15 protein-coding genes are annotated in these 18470 nt (G+C 67.7%); 12 read left to right on the top strand and 3 right to left on the bottom strand.

Annotated features, from left to right (window positions below; genetic code table 11):
- Positions 1-43 precede the first annotated feature (43 nt).
- Positions 44-757 carry a RadC family protein gene (gene radC / locus ACPV3N_RS05065; RefSeq protein ID WP_440117443.1) on the bottom strand — a complete coding sequence of 238 codons (714 nt, stop codon included), beginning with the start codon at positions 755-757 and terminating at the stop codon, positions 44-46.
- A 56-nt stretch (positions 758-813) separates the two neighbouring features.
- Between radC and ACPV3N_RS05060 the strand changes: the two genes are divergently transcribed.
- The 8 genes from ACPV3N_RS05060 (at position 814) to ACPV3N_RS05025 (ending at position 10868) form a co-directional block, all read left to right on the top strand.
- Positions 814-4017 (top strand): intermembrane phospholipid transport YdbH family protein, encoded by a 3204-nt coding sequence (locus ACPV3N_RS05060; RefSeq protein ID WP_440115360.1) that lies wholly within the window; start codon positions 814-816, stop codon positions 4015-4017.
- Positions 4018-4064: 47 nt separating this feature from the next.
- The gene (locus tag ACPV3N_RS05055; protein ID WP_440115358.1) at positions 4065-4271 is read left to right on the top strand and encodes a YnbE family lipoprotein; all 207 of its coding nucleotides are present in this window, start codon (positions 4065-4067) and stop codon (positions 4269-4271) included.
- Entirely contained in the window at positions 4271-4657 is a 387-nt protein-coding gene (locus ACPV3N_RS05050; protein WP_440115356.1) for a YdbL family probable chaperone protein, read from the top strand. The genes ACPV3N_RS05055 and ACPV3N_RS05050 overlap by 1 nt, the downstream gene beginning before the upstream one ends.
- Before the next feature lie 212 nt (positions 4658-4869).
- Positions 4870-6273, top strand: coding sequence for a glycosyl transferase family protein (locus ACPV3N_RS05045; RefSeq protein WP_440115354.1), 1404 nt, complete (start codon positions 4870-4872; stop codon positions 6271-6273).
- A gap of 434 nt (positions 6274-6707) precedes the next feature.
- Complete coding sequence (locus ACPV3N_RS05040; protein WP_440115353.1) at positions 6708-7382, top strand: hypothetical protein; 675 nt, start codon at positions 6708-6710, stop codon at positions 7380-7382.
- A gap of 48 nt (positions 7383-7430) precedes the next feature.
- Positions 7431-8345, top strand: coding sequence for a sulfite exporter TauE/SafE family protein (locus ACPV3N_RS05035; RefSeq protein ID WP_440115351.1), 915 nt, complete (start codon positions 7431-7433; stop codon positions 8343-8345).
- A complete protein-coding gene (locus tag ACPV3N_RS05030; RefSeq protein ID WP_440115349.1) occupies positions 8342-9109 on the top strand; it encodes a TIGR02186 family protein in 768 nt (255 codons plus the stop codon). Before ACPV3N_RS05035 ends, ACPV3N_RS05030 begins: the two co-directional genes overlap by 4 nt.
- Before the next feature lie 94 nt (positions 9110-9203).
- Positions 9204-10868 (top strand): ATP-binding protein, encoded by a 1665-nt coding sequence (locus ACPV3N_RS05025; RefSeq protein WP_440115347.1) that lies wholly within the window; start codon positions 9204-9206, stop codon positions 10866-10868.
- Positions 10869-10877: 9 nt separating this feature from the next.
- Here the strand turns inward: ACPV3N_RS05025 and ACPV3N_RS05020 are convergent, their stop codons facing one another.
- Together ACPV3N_RS05020 and ACPV3N_RS05015 are read right to left on the bottom strand one after the other, a co-directional pair.
- Positions 10878-11612, bottom strand: coding sequence for a 7-carboxy-7-deazaguanine synthase QueE (locus ACPV3N_RS05020; protein WP_440115345.1), 735 nt, complete (start codon positions 11610-11612; stop codon positions 10878-10880).
- Between the two features lie 174 nt (positions 11613-11786).
- Positions 11787-14567 (bottom strand): valine--tRNA ligase, encoded by a 2781-nt coding sequence (locus ACPV3N_RS05015; RefSeq protein WP_440115343.1) that lies wholly within the window; start codon positions 14565-14567, stop codon positions 11787-11789.
- Between the two features lie 96 nt (positions 14568-14663).
- Here ACPV3N_RS05015 and ACPV3N_RS05010 point away from each other — a divergent pair, with 96 nt between their 5' ends.
- From ACPV3N_RS05010 to ACPV3N_RS04995, 4 genes are read left to right on the top strand one after another with little or no spacing between them, the layout of a single operon-like run.
- Positions 14664-15785 (top strand): ABC transporter permease, encoded by a 1122-nt coding sequence (locus ACPV3N_RS05010; RefSeq protein ID WP_440115341.1) that lies wholly within the window; start codon positions 14664-14666, stop codon positions 15783-15785.
- Positions 15785-16738 (top strand): ABC transporter ATP-binding protein, encoded by a 954-nt coding sequence (locus ACPV3N_RS05005; RefSeq protein ID WP_440115339.1) that lies wholly within the window; start codon positions 15785-15787, stop codon positions 16736-16738. The genes ACPV3N_RS05010 and ACPV3N_RS05005 overlap by 1 nt, the downstream gene beginning before the upstream one ends.
- 9 nt (positions 16739-16747) lie before the next feature.
- Entirely contained in the window at positions 16748-17713 is a 966-nt protein-coding gene (locus tag ACPV3N_RS05000) for an MlaD family protein (RefSeq protein ID WP_440115337.1), read from the top strand.
- A 23-nt stretch (positions 17714-17736) separates the two neighbouring features.
- Positions 17737-18321: an ABC-type transport auxiliary lipoprotein family protein gene (locus ACPV3N_RS04995; protein ID WP_440115335.1), complete on the top strand. Its 585-nt coding sequence runs from the start codon at positions 17737-17739 to the stop codon at positions 18319-18321.
- Positions 18322-18470: the final 149 nt, after the last annotated feature.

Genomic DNA, 18470 nt, shown 5'->3' with positions numbered 1-18470 from the left:
GACTCCGGTTGAAACGTGCCGAGCGGCTAGGGATGCTCGCCGGTCATATCAACCCTTTCGCCTTCAGGCTGACGTGACCCTGGCGCCCGACGATGACGTGATCGTGAACGACGATGCCGAGGAGGCGCCCCGCTTCGGCGATGCGGCGGGTGATCTCGATGTCGGCGCGGCTGGGTTCGGGATTGCCGCTCGGGTGATTGTGGACGAGGATCATCGCCGTAGCGCCCACGTCCAGCGCCTTGCGGACAACCTCGCGGGGGTGGATCGATGCCTCGTCGATCGATCCGTCGCCCACGTGGTGATCGACGATGAGCCGGTTGCGCGCGTCGAGATAGAGTACTCGCACGCGCTCTACCGTCAGGTGTGCCATGTCGATGGTCAGGTAATCGAGCAGTGCCTGCCAGCTGCCGAGAACGGGCTTGTCCTGAACTTCGCCCCGCGCCATGCGACGGGCGGCGAGCGCGACGGCCTTGAGCGCGCCCGCGCCGCCTTCGCCCATGCCCTTGACCTGCCGGAGCGCGCCGGGTTCGGCATTGAGCACCGCGCTCAGCGTGCCGAACCGGGCCAGCAGGGCCTTTGCCAGCGGCTTTGTGTCCCCGCGTGGGTTGGCGGCGAACAACAGATACTCGAGCACTTCATAGTCGGCCAGGGCCTCTGCGCCGCCATTCAGCAGTCGCTCGCGCAAACGGGCGCGGTGCCCGGCCCGGTCATTTGCCGCCGATCTGTCTTCAGCTTGCGGCAACCTTTCCCCCGTCATCGCGTTGACCTGCCAGCGCATTGCCTTCGGGCGCGCGGACGCGCAAGTAGGGGTCGATGGCCGAGGCCGACTGCGAGATGGAAAAGGAAGTCTCGGTCGGGCGTCGCCGGCGCTGGCCGCGCGTACTCGCAATTGCCGCGATCCTGGTACTCGTGGTGCTGGCGTCGTTGTGGTTCTCGCGCGAAAGGATCGCCGGGAATTTCATCGCCGGACAGCTCCGCCAGTACGACATTCCCGCCACCTACGAGATCGAGCGTGTCGGACCGGACAGGCAGGTCCTGACGAACGTGGTCGTCGGCGATCCGCAAGCGCCGGACCTGACGATCGAACGTGCCGAGGTGGCGATCAGCTACCGCTTCGGCACCCCCACCATCGGCCGGATCACGCTCGTCAGGCCGAGGCTCTACGGCACCCTGCGCGGAAGTACCTTGAGCTTCGGGACGCTCGACAAGGTGCTGTTTCGCGAAACGGACGAACCACCCGGACTTCCGCAACTCGACCTGCGCCTCGTCGACGGGAGGGCGCTGCTGGAAACCGACTTCGGCCCGGTCGGCATCAAGGCAGACGGGTCCGGCCGGCTTGATGACGGCTTTGCCGGCATCGTCGCGGCGGCCGCGCCTGCGCTCGACGGAGCCGGCTGCTCGGCGCGCAGGATGACGCTCTACGGCAAGGTCACGACCGCTGCCGGCAGGCCGGCGTTCGCGGGCCCTTTGCGCTTCGCCTCCCTCGATTGCGGGGACGACGCGAGGGTCACTGATGCCGCGATTTCGCTCGACGTAAATGCCGACAAGGACTTGGCCGGTATCGAGGGCGAGGGGCGCCTCGCCACGGGCGCGCTCGCGCTTGCGGGCACCCGCTCCAACGGACTCAACGGGACGGTCCGCGCGACCTGGCGGAACGACGCATTCGTAGCGCGCTATTCGCTCGCGGCGCGCGGCCTAGACCACCCCCAGGCGCGTGCCGCTTTGCTGACCGCCAAGGGGAGCCTGCGCGCCCGGTCGGGTCTCTCGACATTTGAGGTACAGGGCGATGTCGAAGGCAACGGGGTGCGCGTGGGGTCGGGGCTCGACCGTTTGCTCGCCCAAGCCGTCCGCTCGACCGACGGCACGCTGCTTGCGCCGGTGCTTGCCAAAGTGCGCACGGGGCTTGCGCGCGAGGGGCGGGCGAGCAGCCTGCAGGCCGCGTTTTCCGTCCGCCGATCGCGCGAGGGGTACAGCGTGCAAGTTCCCCGGGCATCGCTGCGCGGGGGCAGTGGCGCGACGCTGCTCGCGCTGAGCCGGGTCCAGGTCACCGGGGGCGGGCACGGACTTCCGCGCATCTCCGGCAATCTCGCGACCGGTGGTGCCGGCATGCCGCGCATTGCCGGGCGAATGGAGCGCGCGCCAGGCGGTAACGCGGTGCTGCGCCTGCGGATGGCGGAATACCGTGCTGGCGGCAGCTCGCTCGCCGTGCCCGAACTTGTACTCGCGCAGTCTTCGTCCGGTGCGCTGGGCTTCTCCGGGCGGGCGGTCGCGAGCGGACCGCTGCCCGGCGGCAACGCGCAAGGGCTTGCGCTGCCGGTGTCGGGGTCGTGGACAAGAACCGGGTTCACTCTGTGGAACCGGTGCGTCGACATCCGCTTCGACAGGCTCGCGGTCGCCTCGCTGACCCTCGAACGGCGCGGGCTGACACTGTGCCCCAGCCGGGGCCAACCGATCGTGAGGCAATCGGCGGAGGGCCTGAGGATCGCCGCCGGCGCGCCGTCGCTCGATCTGTCGGGACGGCTTGCCGATACGCCGATCCGCCTTCGCAGCGGGCCGGTTGGCCTCGCCTATCCGGGTGCCCTCAGCGCGCGCGCCGTCGACGTCGCGCTCGGCCCGCCGGCCACCGCCAGCACGTTTCGCATCTCCAACCTCACCGCGACGTTCGGGCGGGAAATCGCCGGGCGCTTCGACGATGCGGACGTGCGCCTGTTCGCCGTGCCGCTGAACCTCGAGAACACCTCGGGCGCCTGGCGCTATGCGGGCGGAGCGTTGCGTATCGACGATGGCGGCTTCAGGTTGGTCGACCGGCAAGCACCAGCTCGGTTCAATCCGCTGGTCGCCGAAGATGGCACGCTGACGCTTCGGGACAGCGTCATCCGCGCTGGGGCGACGCTGCGCGAACCGACATCGCGGCGGGCCGTCACCGATGTGACCGTCGTCCACGATCTTTCGACCGGGACCGGCCATGCCGACCTGGCCGTCAACGACCTGCTGTTCGACCGACAGTTGCAGCCCGACACGTTGAGCCGCCTTGCGCTTGGCGTCGTTGCCAACATGCGCGGGACCGTGAACGGGCGGGGGCGCATCGACTGGAACGCCCGCGGGGTGACGAGCACGGGCCGGTTCAGCAGCGACAGCCTCGATTTCGCAGCCGCGTTCGGTCCGGTCCGGGGCGCCAGCGGCACGGTCGAGTTCACCGACCTTCTCAACCTGACCACCGCGCCCAACCAGCGCCTGCGCATCGCGTCGGTGAACCCGGGCATCGTGGTCGAAGGCGGCGAACTGGTCTTCTCGATGCGGGACGGCGAGTTCCTCGCGGTCGAGGGGGCGACCTGGCCATTCATGGGCGGCACACTGACGCTGCGCTCGACGAACCTGCGCTTCGGGGCAAGCGAGGAGCGGCGCTATGTATTCGAAATCGTGGGCCTCGAAGCTGCCCAGTTCGTCGAACGGATGGAACTGTCCAACATCTCCGCGACGGGAACGTTCGACGGGACGGTGCCGATCGTTTTCGACAGCGAGGGGAACGGCCGTATCGAAGGCGGCCTGCTCGTTGCGCGCTCCCCCGGCGGCAACATCTCCTACGTCGGCGCGCTGAGCCGCGAGAACCTTGGGACCATGGCGAATTTCGCGTTCGATGCGTTGAAGTCACTCGACTACCGGCAGATGTCTATCGCGATGGATGGCCGCCTGACCGGCGAAATCGTCACCCGCGTGCGGTTCGACGGGGTGAAGCAGGGCGCAGGGGCCAAACGCAATTTCATCACCCGGCGGCTTGCGAACCTGCCGATCCGGTTCAACGTGAACATAACGGCGCCGTTCTATCAGCTGATCACGTCGATCAAGTCGATGTACGACCCGGCATCGGTCCGCGATCCGCGCGAGCTCGGCCTGCTGAGCGTAGACGGCCGGGTCCTGCGGCGGGCTACCGTACCGGCTCCGCCCGAGATCCAGCCTGCGGACATTGTCCCCGACCAACCGCCTGTTCAGACCCCCGAAAGCGAGACGAACCCATGATCCGATGCGAATTGACCCCGCCAGCGGGGCTTGCGACAACTCCGCGCATGGCGGGGGCATGGCGGAAGCTGCTGACGGGCGGAACGGTGCCGGGGGGCGTGATAGGCCTGCTTGCGCTCGGAGGGTGCGTTCAGGTGACCGCTCCCGACAAGCCGATCGTGATCGAGCTCAATGTCAACATCCGGCAGGAAGTCATCTATCGGTTGGCCGCGGACGCGGAAAACACGATCGATCAAAACGAGGACATCTTCTGATGCAGAGTTTCCGTATCACCCTGATCGCTTCCGCACTGGCTGCGGGACTGCTGGTCTCGACGCCTGCGCTCGCGCAGCGCGACCCTGCATATGACGCGGCGCGGTCCGCCGGCCTGGTGGGAGAAAAGATGGACGGCTATCTGGGGATCGTCGGCGCCAGCACGTCCGAACTCCAGCGGATCGTCAACGACATCAACATCAGGCGGCGCGCGGTCTATGCGGAAAAGGCGCGCGCGGCCAATGCCACGCTCGAGGAATATGCGCTCACGGCCGGCTGTCTCGCCATCGCCAGGACGGTGCCGGGTGAAAAGTACCAGGCACCCGATGGCAGTTGGCAGACCCGAACCAGCGCGCCGCCGATGCGCGACAGCCGCTGCCCGGCCTGACCCGGAACACCCTTGTCGAAGCGTGTTGCGTTACGCCGCGGAACGCGCGTTCGCGGATTGCAGGCAGGACGACAGGACGATTTCGGGCCTGCTGCCTAGAATGGTCAATTTGAAATAAACACCGGCGGAATATTGGCGCCTGGCTTTAGTTTGTCAGTTGCATCCGTTCTTGTGGATTGTTAACGCCCCGGCAGGCAATTCGGGGGTCGCACTTGCCGGAAGCATCAGGAGCGCTGGGCGAATGGCTCGTGCTTGTCCAGCACGAGCTTCTCCTTTTCGCCGGCGTCTTCTTCCTGATCGGGGCCCTCGACGAGTTCGCGGTGGACTTGATCTGGTTCGTGCTGCGCGTGACCGGACGGGCGCGCACCGTTCGTCTTTCAGAAGAGCAGACCGGCCCGGCACCGCTCGCCGGCGAAGCGGCGGTGTTCATCGCGGCCTGGCGCGAGGCGGGCGTGATCGGAGCGACCATCCGCCATGCCCTCTCCGCGTGGCCGCATGCGGACATGCGCCTGTATGTCGGAACGTACCGCAACGATCCACTCACGGCCGAAGCGGTCATCGCGGCGGCTGATCACGACCCCCGCCTGCGGCTGGTGATCCACGACTGCGACGGGCCGAGCACGAAGGCCGATTGCCTCAACCGGCTGTATCGGGCTCTCGAAGCGGATGAAGACCGGGTGGGCCGTGCGGCGCGCATGGTCGTGATGCACGATGCGGAAGACATGGTCGATCCCGCCGCGCTGGGTCTGCTCGACGAAGCGATCAGTTCTGTCGCGCTTGCCCAGATCCCGGTCCTGCCGGAACCTCTGCCACAGTCGCGCTGGGTCGCATCGCATTACTGCGAGGAATTCGCCGAGGCTCACGGGAAGGGCATGGTCGTGCGCGATGCGCTGGGAGCAGGCATCCCCGCCGCAGGCGTAGGGTGTGCGATCGCCCGCGAAACGCTCCTTGAACTCGCGGCCCGGCGCGGTCGCGACGGTCCCTTCGCCGCCGAGTGCCTGACGGAGGATTACGAACTCGGCCTCGGCGTGGCGGCGCTCGGCAGGCGGTCGAAGTTCCTGCGCTTTCGCCATCCCGACGGACGGCTCGTCGCGACGCGGGCTTGCTTTCCTGCCGATGTCGGCTGCGCGGTACGCCAGAAGTCCCGGTGGATACACGGGATCGCGCTCCAGTCGTGGGACCGCCTGGGTTGGAGCAGCCAACCTGCGGACCTGTGGATGCGGGTGCGGGACCGCCGCGGTCCACTGACCGCCCTGGTGCTGGCCGTGGCCTATTTCCTGATCCTGATCGCCTCGGTCGGCTGGCTTGCGCATCACGCGGGATATGCCCCCTCGTTTCCTGCCACGCCGCTCGTCACGGCGCTGATCGCCGCCAACACGCTGAGTTTCGTATGGCGGGGCGCGCTCCGGTTTGCCTTCACCGCACGGGAATATGGCTGGTTGGAAGGCGTTCGCGCCGTCATCCGCATCCCGCTGGCCAACGCCATCACCATCCTTGCGGGTCGCCGGGCTTTCTTCGAGTACCTTGGTTCCTTACGGGGCCGGGCGCCCCGTTGGAACAAGACCCGCCACATCGTCCACCCCGCATTGGGCGAGCAGCGCAGCCTCGGCATATGACCGGCCCGCTCGCCCGGTCGCGCCGCCGGGGCCAGCCGGTGATCGTTCTGGTAGCCATCGCGGCCGGCTGGATCGGGCTGCGGGCGGTCATGTGGGAGCGGCCCCTTGCCGAGGGCGCCGCCCAGCCGCGGGAAGGTGCGCCGCGGTCTGAATCCCTAACCCGCCAAGGGCCACCGGTACGAGGCGGGGATGCGGTAGAAGCGGACGGGCCTGCCGCCGACCCCGGCGTCTTCGCGGACGGTTTGAGCGACCGCGGCGCGCTCGCAGCCATCATGCCGCTGCCACGCCTTCGGAAAGCCGATCATCGCGCCTCGGGGTCGGGAGCCGCCATGCCGGCAGGTCCGGTAGCGGAGCTGCCGCCAGCGCCAGTGGGCCCGGTAGCCCCCATCGCTCCCGAAGCGATACGTCCACCCGGGACGCGGGGAAGTCCGCCAATGACCGCCTCGCCGGCCAGGCAATGGCACTTCGACGCCTGGTACGCCTGGCGTCCGGGAAGCGGGCAGCCCCGGGTGGCGGCGGGAGGGCCGCGCGCACCTGCCTACGGGGGCACGCAGGGCGGGCTGGTCTTGCGCCGCGATCTCGGTCGGGGAAATCGCCGGCCGCAGGCGTACCTGCGCGCAACCCAGGCCCCCTCGCGTCCAGCGCAAGCCGAGCTTGCGGTCGGGGTCGGCCTACGCCCATTGCCGCGTGTTCCGGTGCGCCTTCAGGCCGAGGCCCGCGCGACCCGGACGGAGGGCTGGACCGACCTGCGCCCCGCAGCGGCCGCGATCACCGAGCTCGCCCCGCACGACCTGCCACTTGCGCTCCGCATCGAGGCGTATGCGCAAAGCGGATACGTCGGAGGGCGCGAAGCGACGGCGTTCGTGGACGGACAGCTCCGGATCGATCGGGCGGTCATGTCGCTCGGCGGAGCCGAGGTGCGGGCCGGCGCGGGGGTCTGGGGCGGAGCGCAGAAGTACGCGGCGCGGCTCGATGTCGGTCCGGGCGTGACGCTCGACCTGCGCGGCGCCGGCATCCCGATGCGTATGTCCCTGGACTATCGCATGCGGGTGGCCGGCGAGGCCCGCCCGACCGATGGTCCCGCGGTCACGCTTTCGACCGGATTTTAGCGCGCGCATGCCTTTCGCTGTCAGCCCCTCTCGCGTAAGCGAGCGGCGATGGACGTGTACCTCCCGATCGCGAACCTTTCGGTCAACGGGCTGGTCATCGTCGCGCTCGGTGCGCTGACCGGGGTCCTGTCGGGGCTGTTCGGCGTCGGGGGCGGATTTCTCACGACCCCGCTGCTGATCTTCTACGGCATTCCGCCCACCGTCGCCGCCGCCTCGGCCTCGACGCAGGTTACGGGCGCCAGCGTGTCGGGCGTTCTCGCACACAACCGGCGCGGCGGGGTCGATTACAAGCTGGGCGCGGTGACGGTGGTCGGCGGCGCGATCGGCAGCATCATCGGCGCGCTGATGTTCCGCTTTTTCCAGTCGATCGGGCAAATCGATACCGTCATTTCGATCCTCTACGTGGTGATGCTCGGCACGATCGGCACCCTGATGGCCCGCGAAGCCTGGACGGCGATCCGCACGAGCACGACCGGCGAGCGGCCGCCCGCCGCGAAGCGCCGGCACCATCCGCTGGTCGCGGCGCTGCCGCTGCGCTGGCGGTTCTACCGTTCCGGCCTTTACATATCGCCCCTTGCACCGTTGCTCCTCGGCGTGGGCGTGGGCATCCTGACGATGCTGATGGGCGTGGGCGGCGGGTTCATCCTCGTGCCGGCGATGCTCTACATCCTCGGGATGAGCGCGGGGGTGGTCGTCGGCACCAGCCTGTTCAACATCCTTTTCGTGACGATGGTCACCACGATGATGCACGCGCTGACCACCAAGGCCGTCGATATCGTACTCGCCGCGCTGCTGCTGCTCGGTTCGGTATCGGGGGCGCAGATCGGCACGCAGTTCGCGCAAAAGCTGAAGCCCGAAGTGCTCCGCCTGGTGCTGGCGGCTATCGTCCTGCTCGTCGCGCTGCGGATGCTCTACGGGCTCGGCGTCACGCCGGACGAGATCTACACGGTCAGTCCATTATGAAGCGGTTCCTGCTTTTCCTCGCGCTGTGCGTGTTTCTGGCGGAGGATCCGGCGTTTGCGCGCGACCCGATCCTCGTGCCTGAAGTCAGCCAGCACGAGGTTAGGGTGCGTCAGGGCTTTACCGGAACCGAACTGCTGCTGTTCGGTGCCATTCTCGATCCGGCCGGCACGCGGGCTGCGCGAGGCTACGACGTCGTCGTCGTGCTCAAGGGGCCAGCCGAACCCATTCGGCTGCGCGAAAAGGCCAAGGTGGGCGGCATGTGGCTCAACGCCGCGAGCACCGATTTCCGTTCGGCACCGTCGTATTTCGCAGTCGCTGCATCGCGGCCCGTTTCCGAGATCGTGGATGAAAAGACGGCCGCGATCTACGAATTCGGCACCCGTTTCATCCAGCTGTCGCCGACGGGCGAGATCGACCCGGCCGAACAGATGCGGTTTTCCGCCGGACTGGTCGACCTCAAGCAGCGGCAGGGTCTTTACCAGGAGGACATGAACGGGGTCACGATTAGCGAGGGCGTGCTGTATCAGGCGCGCTTCGAGCTGCCCTCGCGCGTGACCACCGGAACCTACACCGCCGAAACCTTCGCGGTGAGCGACGGGCGTGTCGTCTCGTCCGCGGTCGCCGAGGTGGAAGTCAGGAAGGTCGGTTTCGAGCGCTTCGTCGAGATATTCGCGCACTCGCAATCGTTCCTGTACGGCCTGCTCGCGGTTGCGCTGTCGGTGGGCATGGGATGGATGGCGGGCCGGCTGTTCGCCCTGATCTAGGTTGCCGCTGCTAACCTTCGTTGACGCGATCTTAACCGCGTAGCGGCAATGTTCCGCGCGGGATCAGTAGCGGGATTTTCGCGCAATGGGCGACATGGACAATCAGGGTTTCGAGGGCGCGCAGCCGGTCGGCGGCGCGCCGCGGGGCGCGGGGGGCGACAACGCGTCGCAGCCGATCGGCGTGATCCTCGAGATCGCCGGTTCGGGATCGCAGATCGCACTCGACCTCGAACGCCTGACCGAGTGCATGGACGACGAGGATCCATCGGTGGCGCTCGCCGGGCAGGTTGGCAGCCAGGTCAAGATCCGGGTCGGCAATTCGTGGCTGCTCGCCAGCGTCCGGAACCAGAAGCAGGACCGGCGGGGCGGCGGCGTGCTCGCCAACATCGATTTCCTCGGAGAGGGCAGCGAGGAGAAGCTAACCGGCCGCATCAACGGTTTCCGCCGCGGCGTCACCCGTTATCCGATCCCCGGCGCGCTGATCTATCCCGCGACAACCGCGGACCTCAGGCAGATCTATGCCAGCGACGGCCGCTCGAACATCCAGATCGGCACCGTCTACCCCACCAAGGACATTCGCGCAGGGCTGTACGTCGACGCCATGCTCGGCAAGCACTTCGCGCTGCTCGGCTCGACCGGTACCGGCAAGTCGACCAGCGCCGCCCTGATCCTGCACCGGATCTGCGACGCCGCACCCGACGGGCACATCGTGATGATCGACCCGCACGGCGAATATTCGGCCGCGTTCCGCAACACCGGCCTGATCCTCGACGTCAGTAACCTGCAAATGCCGTACTGGCTGATGAACTTCGAGGAACACTGCGAGGTCCTGCTCACCACGAACGGCAACGACCGCCAGATCGACGCGGACATCCTTGCCAAGTGCCTGCTCAAGGCGCGGATGAAGAACCGGCTGTCCGAGCAGATGGGCAAGCTGACCGTCGATTCGCCGGTGCCCTACCTTCTCTCGGACCTGTCGAACGAGATCCAGAACGAGATGGGCAAGCTCGACAAGGCGACCAACACCGCGCCTTACCAGCGGATCAAGACCAAGCTGGAGGAACTGAAGGGCGACCCGCGCTACCAGTTCATGTTCTCCGGCATGCTCGTGGGCGACACGATGGCCGATTTCCTCGGCAAGATCTTCCGCATGCCGTCGAACGGCAAGCCGATCGCCATCATCGACGTGTCGGGCGTGCCGTCCGACATCACCAGCACCGTCGTCGCGGTGCTGAGCCGGCTGGTGTTCGACTTCGCGATCTGGGGCCGGGAGGAGAAGACCCGTCCGGTCCTTCTCGTCTGCGAAGAAGCGCACCGCTACGTCCCCAACGAGAAGAACGCCGATGGTTCGTCGGTCGGCAAGATCCTCAGCCGCATCGCCAAGGAAGGGCGCAAGTACGGCATCAGCCTCGGCCTCATAACCCAGCGCCCGTCGGATCTGGCCGAAGGCGTGCTGTCGCAGTGCGGCACGATCATCTCGATGCGCCTCAACAACGACCGCGATCAGGCCTTCGTGAAGGCCGCGATGCCCGAAGGCGCGCGCGGCTTCCTCGATTCGATCCCCGCGCTGCGCAACCGCGAGTGCATCATCTGCGGCGAGGGCGTGGCGATCCCGATTCGCGTCGCGTTCGACAACCTCGAGGAACAGAAGCGCCCGGCGTCCGAGGACCCCAGCTTCGTCGAACTGTGGCGCCAGTCGGGCGGCGAGGAAGAGCGGGTCCACCGCATCGTCCAGCGCTGGCGCAGCCAGGGCAAGTAAACACCCGGCTTACGTGCCGCGCGTGTCGCCGTAGAGGTGGATGTGCAGCCGGTCGGACAGGCGAAAGCCATGCTCGACGCACAGCGGGGCGAGCCATTGCTCGCGCTCGCGTAACGTCGCGCTGCGGGTGCCCTCGGGCATGAGGAAGATGCGGCCGGGCTCGATGCCGAAGCCTGCCTGGAGCGCCAGCACCTGGGTCACGTCGCCCGGAGCTGCGATCACGAACTTGAACACCGCGCGCGGATCGGCCGCCCAGGCGGCCAGCCGCTCGGGCAACAGCGCGAGCGCGGCCGCGTTGCCGCTGTGCGCGAGCTTTGGGCTGACCGTATACTGCTCGACGAACGCATCGAAACGGGACGCGGGCTCGACCGTGCCGTTGGTTTCCACCTCGATCGCGTGGTCGGGCAGGAGCGATGCCATCTCGCCCAGCGCAGGGGCCTGAAGCAGCGGTTCACCGCCGGTGACGACCAGGCGGCGTGGCGGCAGCCGGTCTATCGCGCGGGCGGCCTCGAGCGGGGTCAGCGAAACCTGGTTCGCCTTGCGGTCGAATGTACGGCCGCCCCGGTGTGGCCGCTCGTCTTCCGAGAAATGCCAGGTGTAGGCCGTATCGCACCACACGCAGGCAAGGTTGCACCGCGACAGGCGGATGAACGAGCACGGCTTTCCCGCCGATGGACCTTCGCCCTGCAGCGAGGCGAAGATCTCCGGGCCTCCAGTGTCGTCGGTGGCAAGAATCAGGTTCATCGCCGCGCGCCTGACGCGCCGGTGCGGTCCGTGTCACACCTGTCACACTGTCCTGCCGCAAAAAAGCGGGTGTATGCGCGCGTGCCATTCAGGAGGCGCAGGAGAGGGTGACGGGGGGAGGTCATCCGCGCGCCTTGCCACATTCCGCGCGTGTAGGAAAACGCGCCCGCCCCGTCAGCCGAGCCTTTCGAGTGCCGAGCGCAGCCGGTCCGCCTCGGCGGAGTGCTGGGCGTGGTCGGCGCGCGCCTTGGTGACGGCCTCGGGCTTCGCGCGCTCGACGAAGGCGGCGTTCGACAGCCGTCCGGCCAGCGCGGCGGCTTCCTTCTCGGCGGCTGCGAGCGCTTTCGTCAGCCGTGCCTTTTCGGCCTCGATGTCGATCAGCCCTTCGAGCGGGATGACCAGCGCGTCGCTGCCTGCGCCGACCTGCATCGCCGCGCCGCCAGGCGCGGGGGACGTGTGGACGGCCGAAAGGCGGGCAACCCGCTCGATCGCCGCCGAGTTGCCGGCCAGCACCTTGCTCGCGGTGTCGGAGGGGGCGGTGAGCCACGCCTCGAGCCGTGCGCCAGGGGCGAGGCCGAGCTCGTTCTTCGCCGTGCGCAGCGAGCGGGTGAGGTCGATCAGCCACTCGATTTCGGCCTTCGCGGCCGCATCGGTGGCCGCATCCGGCTCGGGCCATTTCGCGACGATCAGCTCGTAGGGCCGTTCGTCCCCCTGATGCCGTGCCTGCGCGTGCCACAGCTCCTCGGTGATGAACGGCATGAACGGGTGCAGCATGACGAGGATCTGGTCGAGGACCCAGCCGGCGACCGCCCTGGTCTCGTCGTCGAGCTGCCCCTTGATGAGCTCGAGATACCAGTCGCAGAAAGTGTCCCACGCAAAGTGGTAGATCGCGTTGGCGGCCGCGTCGAAGCGCAGGTCGCCCATCGCCTTGTCGATCTGCGCCAGGGTCTCGACGACCTCGCCCACGATCCACCGGTTGACCGCATGCGTGGCCTCCGGCGCGTGGATGGTCGCGCTCGCGCCGATGCCGTTGGCCTGGCAGAAGCGGGTCGCGTTCCACAGCTTGGTGGCGAAGTTGCGGTATCCCTCGACCCGGCCCTCGTCCATCTTCACGTCGCGGCCCTGGCTTTCCATCGCGCACATGAAGAAGCGCAGCGCGTCGGCGCCGAACTTGTCGATCAGGATCAGCGGATCAACCACGTTGCCCTTGGACTTGGACATCTTGGCCCCGTCCGCCGCGCGCACCAGCCCGTGGAGGTAGAGGCGCTTCCACGGTGCCCGCCCCAGAAAATGCATCCCCTGCATCGCCATCCGCGCATCCCAGAAGAACAGGATGTCGAAGCCGCTGATCAGCAGGTCGTTGGGATAGTGGCGTTCGAGCAGGTCGGTCTGCTCGGGCCAGCCGAGCGTAGCGAAAGGCCACAGCGCACTGGAGAACCATGTGTCGAGCACATCCTCGTCGCGGGTCAGCGCGACGCCGTCGCCGGCCTGCGCCTGCGCGGCCTCCTCGGTCTCGGCCACGTAGACGTTGCCGGCCTCGTCGTACCATGCCGGAATCCGGTGGCCCCACCACAGCTGGCGGCTGACGCACCACGGCTGGATGTTCTCCATCCAGTTGAAGAAGGTCTTTTCCCAGGTCTTCGGGACGATCTCGATCCGGCCGTCCTTCACCGCCTCGATCGGGCCTTGCGCCAGCGTCTTGGCGTCGACGTACCACTGGTCGGTCAGCATCGGCTCGATCACCACGCCGCCGCGGTCGCCGAATGGCTGCATGATGACCTTGTCCTCGACGCCCAGCATCAGGCCCTCGGCGTCGATATCGGCGACCACCCGCTCGCGCGCCTCGTAGCGGTTGAGCCCGCGGTATTCGTCGGGCACGAGGTTGAGCGCGTCGACCTCGCCCGGCGTGAACGGTGCGCCTTGCGCGATCTCGCGCGCGCGCGCCGCGGCTTGCTGGTAGGGCGCGCCGTCGCTCCGCATCGCGGCGACCTCGTCCATCAGCCGGTACATCGGGATGCCGTTCCGCTGCGCGACCCCGTAGTCGTTCTCGTCGTGCGCGCCGGTGATCTTGACCGCGCCGGAACCGAATTCGGGGTCGGGATAGTCGTCGGTGATGATCGGGATCTGCCGGCGGTGCTCCTTCGGGCCCACCGGGATCTCGCACAGCTTGCCCACGATCGGCGCGTAGCGCGCGTCCGACGGGTGGACGGCCACCGCGCCGTCGCCCAGCATGGTCTCGGGCCGGGTCGTGGCGATGGCGATGTAGTCGCGCTCCTCCTCGAGCGTGACGTTCCCCTCGGCATCGCGCTCGACGTAGGTGTAGGTCTCGCCGCCCGCGAGCGGATACTTGAAGTGCCACATGTGGCCCTGGACCTCGCGGGCCTCGACCTCGAGGTCGGAGATCGCGGTCTTCAAGGCCGGGTCCCAGTTCACCAGCCGCTTGTCGCGGTAGAGCAGACCCTGGTCGTAGAGGTCGACGAACACCTTCACCACGGCGCGGGTGAAGTGCGGGTCCATCGTGAACTGCTCGCGGCTCCAGTCCATCGAGCAGCCGAGGCGCCGGAGCTGTTGGGTGATCGTGCCGCCCGACTGCGCCTTCCATTCCCACACGTGGTCGACGAACGCCTCGCGCGGCATGTCGGTGCGCTTGACGCCCTGGCTCGCGAGGTTGCGCTCGACCACCATCTGCGTTGCGATACCGGCATGATCGGTGCCGACGACCCACAGCGCGTCCTTGCCCCGCATCCGCTCGTACCGCACCACGACGTCCTGCAGCGTGTTGTCGAGCGCGTGGCCGATGTGCAGGCTCCCCGTCACGTTGGGCGGCGGGTTGACGATCGTGAAGGGCTGCGCGCCGGGGCGCTCGGGCCTGAACAGCCCGTTCGTTTCCCAATGGTCGTACCAGCGCGCCTCGATAGCGGCGGGATCGAATGTCTTGTCGAGTTCCTGGGTCATTTCGGGTTGGCGCCATGCCAGCGCGATTTCGCACGTGCAACAGCGGTTGACGCATCCGCTTGTCGCGCGGCGATTTTCCCCGCATAGGCGAGGGGCATGAGCGAAGGGGCGAACTACGCGATCGAAGACGGTGGGGACGGCCCGGGCGGCGGACGCCGGCTGGTCCTGTCCGGCGAATATCTCGTCTCGACGATCGGGCCTGTCGACCAGGACCTGCGCGCAATCGACGAGCCGCTTTCCGAGATCGACCTGTCGCAGGTCACCGAAATCGACACCGTGGGGGCATGGGTCGCGCTCGGGCTGAAGCGGTCGACAGGCGGCGAGATCGTCGGGGCAAGCGATCGCGCGACGCGGCTGATCGAGGCGCTCGACAAGACGGTCGAGGGGGGCGAGGTGACGCCCGAGCGGCCACCCGTGTTCACCCGCGTCTTCGAGGCCACCGGCGAGCGGGTGGCCGCCGCGCAGCGCGGGACCGCCGGGGCGATCGCCTTCGTGGGGCAATTCATTCTCGCGGTCGGCGCGATCATTCGCCATCCGCGCCGGTTCCGCATCAAGGCGTTCGTGCGCCAGATGGAACTCGTCGGCGTCTCGGCGCTCGGGATCATCGGGCTGATGAGCTTCCTTATCGGCATCGTCATTGCGCAGCAGGGGGCGGTCCAGCTGGCCCAGTTCGGCGCAGAGACGCTGACCGTGAACCTGGTGGGGCGGATCACCCTGCGCGAACTGGGCGTGCTGATGACCGCGATCATGGTGGCCGGCCGTTCGGGCAGCGCGTTTGCCGCGCAGATCGGCACGATGAAGCTGACCGAGGAGGTCGACGCCATGCGCACGATCGGCATTTCGCCGATGGAGGCGCTGGTCGTTCCGCGCGTGCTCGCGGTCACGTTCATGATGATCCTGCTGGGGTTCTATTCCTCGGTCGTCGCGATCATCGGCGGTGCGGTGATCGGCGACATCCAGCTCGGCATCCCGTTCTTTTCCTTCCTTAGCCGGATCAAGGACGTGGTGCCGATCTACGACCTGTGGGTCGGCCTCGTGAAGGCGCCGGTATTCGGGCTGATCGTCGGCATGACCGGCTGCTACCAGGGCATGAAGGTCCAGGGCAACTCGGAGGAGGTCGGCCTCAAGACCACCAACGCGGTGGTCTTCGCGATCTTCACCGTGATCGTGCTCGACGCCTTCTTCGCGGTCTTCTTCACCAACGTCGGGTGGGCGTGATGGCGGGCGAGGAGGATAGCCTGGCGGACGATCCGCAGGTCGCCGAGGCGATCGAGGCCTATGGCGATCCGGACGTCAATCGCCCGCACGAGCGTTTCCGGGGGGATTACCCGATCGTCGTCGAGGGGCTCAAGAACAGCTTCGGCGAGCATGTGATCCACGAGGATCTCTCGCTGAAGGTCCGGCGGGGCGAGATTCTCGGCGTGGTCGGCGGATCGGGGACCGGCAAGTCGGTCCTGATGCGCTCGATCATCGGGTTGCAGGTGCCCGACGAGGGACACATCGACGTGTTCGGCCGCTCGATCACCGATGGCGAGCCGGACGAGGTGCTCGGCGTGCGCAACCGCTGGGGCGTCCTGTTCCAGGGCGGGGCGCTGTTCTCCACCCTGACGGTGGGCGAGAACGTCGAGGTGCCCCTGAAGCAGTTCTACCCCGATATCGACCCGGGCCTGATGCACGAGATCGCGCGCTACAAGGTGATGCTGTCGGGCCTGCCAGAGGAAGCGGTCGCCAAGTATCCGAGCGAGCTCTCGGGCGGCATGAAGAAGCGCGCCGGGCTGGCCCGCGCGCTGGCGCTCGATCCCGAACTGCTGTTTCTCGACGAGCCGACCGCGGGCCTCGACCCGATCGGCGCGGCCGCGTTCGACCGCCTCACGCGCGAGTTGCAGGATACGCTCGGGCTCACCGTGTTCCTCATCACCCACGATCTCGATACATTGCACGAGATCTGCGACCGGGTGGCGGTGATTGCGGACCGCAAGGTCATCGCGGTCGATACGGTGCCGAACCTCATGAAGCTCGACCACCCGTGGATCCAGGAATACTTCAACGGGCCACGCGGGCGCGCGGCGCTTACCGCGCAGGCGCTCGACGAGCTGCGGCGCCACATGGACAAGCCGGTGGCCGTCAACGCAATCAAAGCGTTGGACAAGCTGGACGGTAAGAAGGCATAGCGCACGCGGATGGAGACCAGGGCCAATCATGTCTGGGTGGGGGCGGTCACGCTGGTCCTGCTCGCGCTTATCGCCGGCGCGGTGGTCTGGCTTGCCGGGCTGAACAAGGGCGTCCAGAACGAATACGACATCTTCTTCAAGCAGTCGGTCGCGGGCCTTGCCAAGGGATCGCAGGTCAGCTTCTCGGGCGTTCCGTCCGGCCAGGTGACCGAGATCCAGCTGTGGAACAAGGACCCCGAATTCGTCCGCGTGCGGGTGAAGGTGGACGAAAGCACGCCGATCCTGGTCGGGACCACGGCGACGATCCAGGGCTCGTTCACCGGGGTGTCGACGATCATGCTCGACGGCGCGCGGCGCGGTGCGCCCCCGCTGACCTGCACGGGCGAAGGCGTGGGCAAGACCGCCTGCCCCGAAGGCGTTCCGGTGATCCCGACCAAGCCCGGCGGGCTGGGCGAACTGCTCGCCAATGCCCCGCTCCTGCTCGAACGGCTGGCCACGCTGACCGAACGGCTGACGCAGACGCTGTCGGACAAGAACCAGCAGTCGATCGAGGGCATACTTGCCAACACCAACCGCATGACCGCCGACCTCGCGCAGGCGACCCCGCAGGTCCAGCGCACGCTCGTCGAGCTGCAGGTCACCTTGGGCGAGGCGAGCCAGGCGCTCGACAGCTTCGAGAAGGTCATGGGCTCGGCCGACAACCTGCTCAACACCGAAGGGCAGAGCCTCGCCGCCCAGATGCGCACCACGCTGAGATCCGCAGACAGCGCCGCCAAGTCGCTGTCGGCCACGCTCGAGGATGCCCGGCCCGCCGCGCGCACGCTGTCGGAAAGCACGCTGCCCGCGGCCGAGGCCACGATCCGCGACCTGCGCGAGACCAGCCGCGCGCTCCGCGAGGTGACCGAGAAGATCAACAGCCAGGGTGCCGGCGGCCTGATCGGCGGCCAGAAGCTGCCCGACTACAAGCCAAAGTGACCGAAGCCGAAATGAGACCGCCGATGAAGACCACCCGCATCGCCCTGGCCTCGGCCCTTGCCCTGATGCTCGCGGGCTGCATCAGCCTCGGCGGCAAGGCACCCGACAACCTGCTCGGCCTGACCCCGACCGCCAGCGTCGCGGCGGGCACGACAATCAGCGGCGACATCGCGCAGGCGATCCAGGTCAACGAGCCCGACGCGCCCGCGCGTCTCTCGGTCACCCGCGTGCCCGTGCAGATCGACGACACGCGCATCGCCTACCTCAAGGATGCGGTCTGGGCCGACCGGCCCACGCGGCTGTTCCGCAAGCTCCTGGGCGAGACGATCCGCGCGAAGACCGGACGCCTCGTCATCGATTACGACGACCCGGCGCTGACCCCCAAGAACCAGCTGCGCGGCACGCTGGTCGACTTCGGCTACGATGCGCGCACCTCGAGCGTGGTGGTGACCTTCGACGCGGTCCGCGACGTCAACGGAACGCAGGTGATGACACGGCGCTTCTCCGCCACCGTCCCCGGCGTTGCCGCCGAATCCGGTCCGGTCGGCACGGCGCTCAACCAGGCCGCGAACGAAGTCGCGGGCCAGGTCGCCGACTGGGTGGGGTGAGCCGCCCTGCAGTTTCCCGCAGGGGCAGACTGTTGGTGTGACGGCTTTCGGAGCGCTTGGGCTCCCAATCAGTCTGTTTGCTGTCGATCCTGTTTGCCGACAATTCAGGCGAGGGTCCGGCCAAATCCAGCCTCAAGGCTGGTTGCGCG

The sequence above is a fragment of the Tsuneonella sediminis genome (assembly GCF_051912845.1).
GTDB classification, from domain to species: Bacteria; Pseudomonadota; Alphaproteobacteria; order Sphingomonadales; family Sphingomonadaceae; genus Tsuneonella; species Tsuneonella sediminis.
This window is presented reverse-complemented; position numbering and strand designations above follow the sequence as displayed.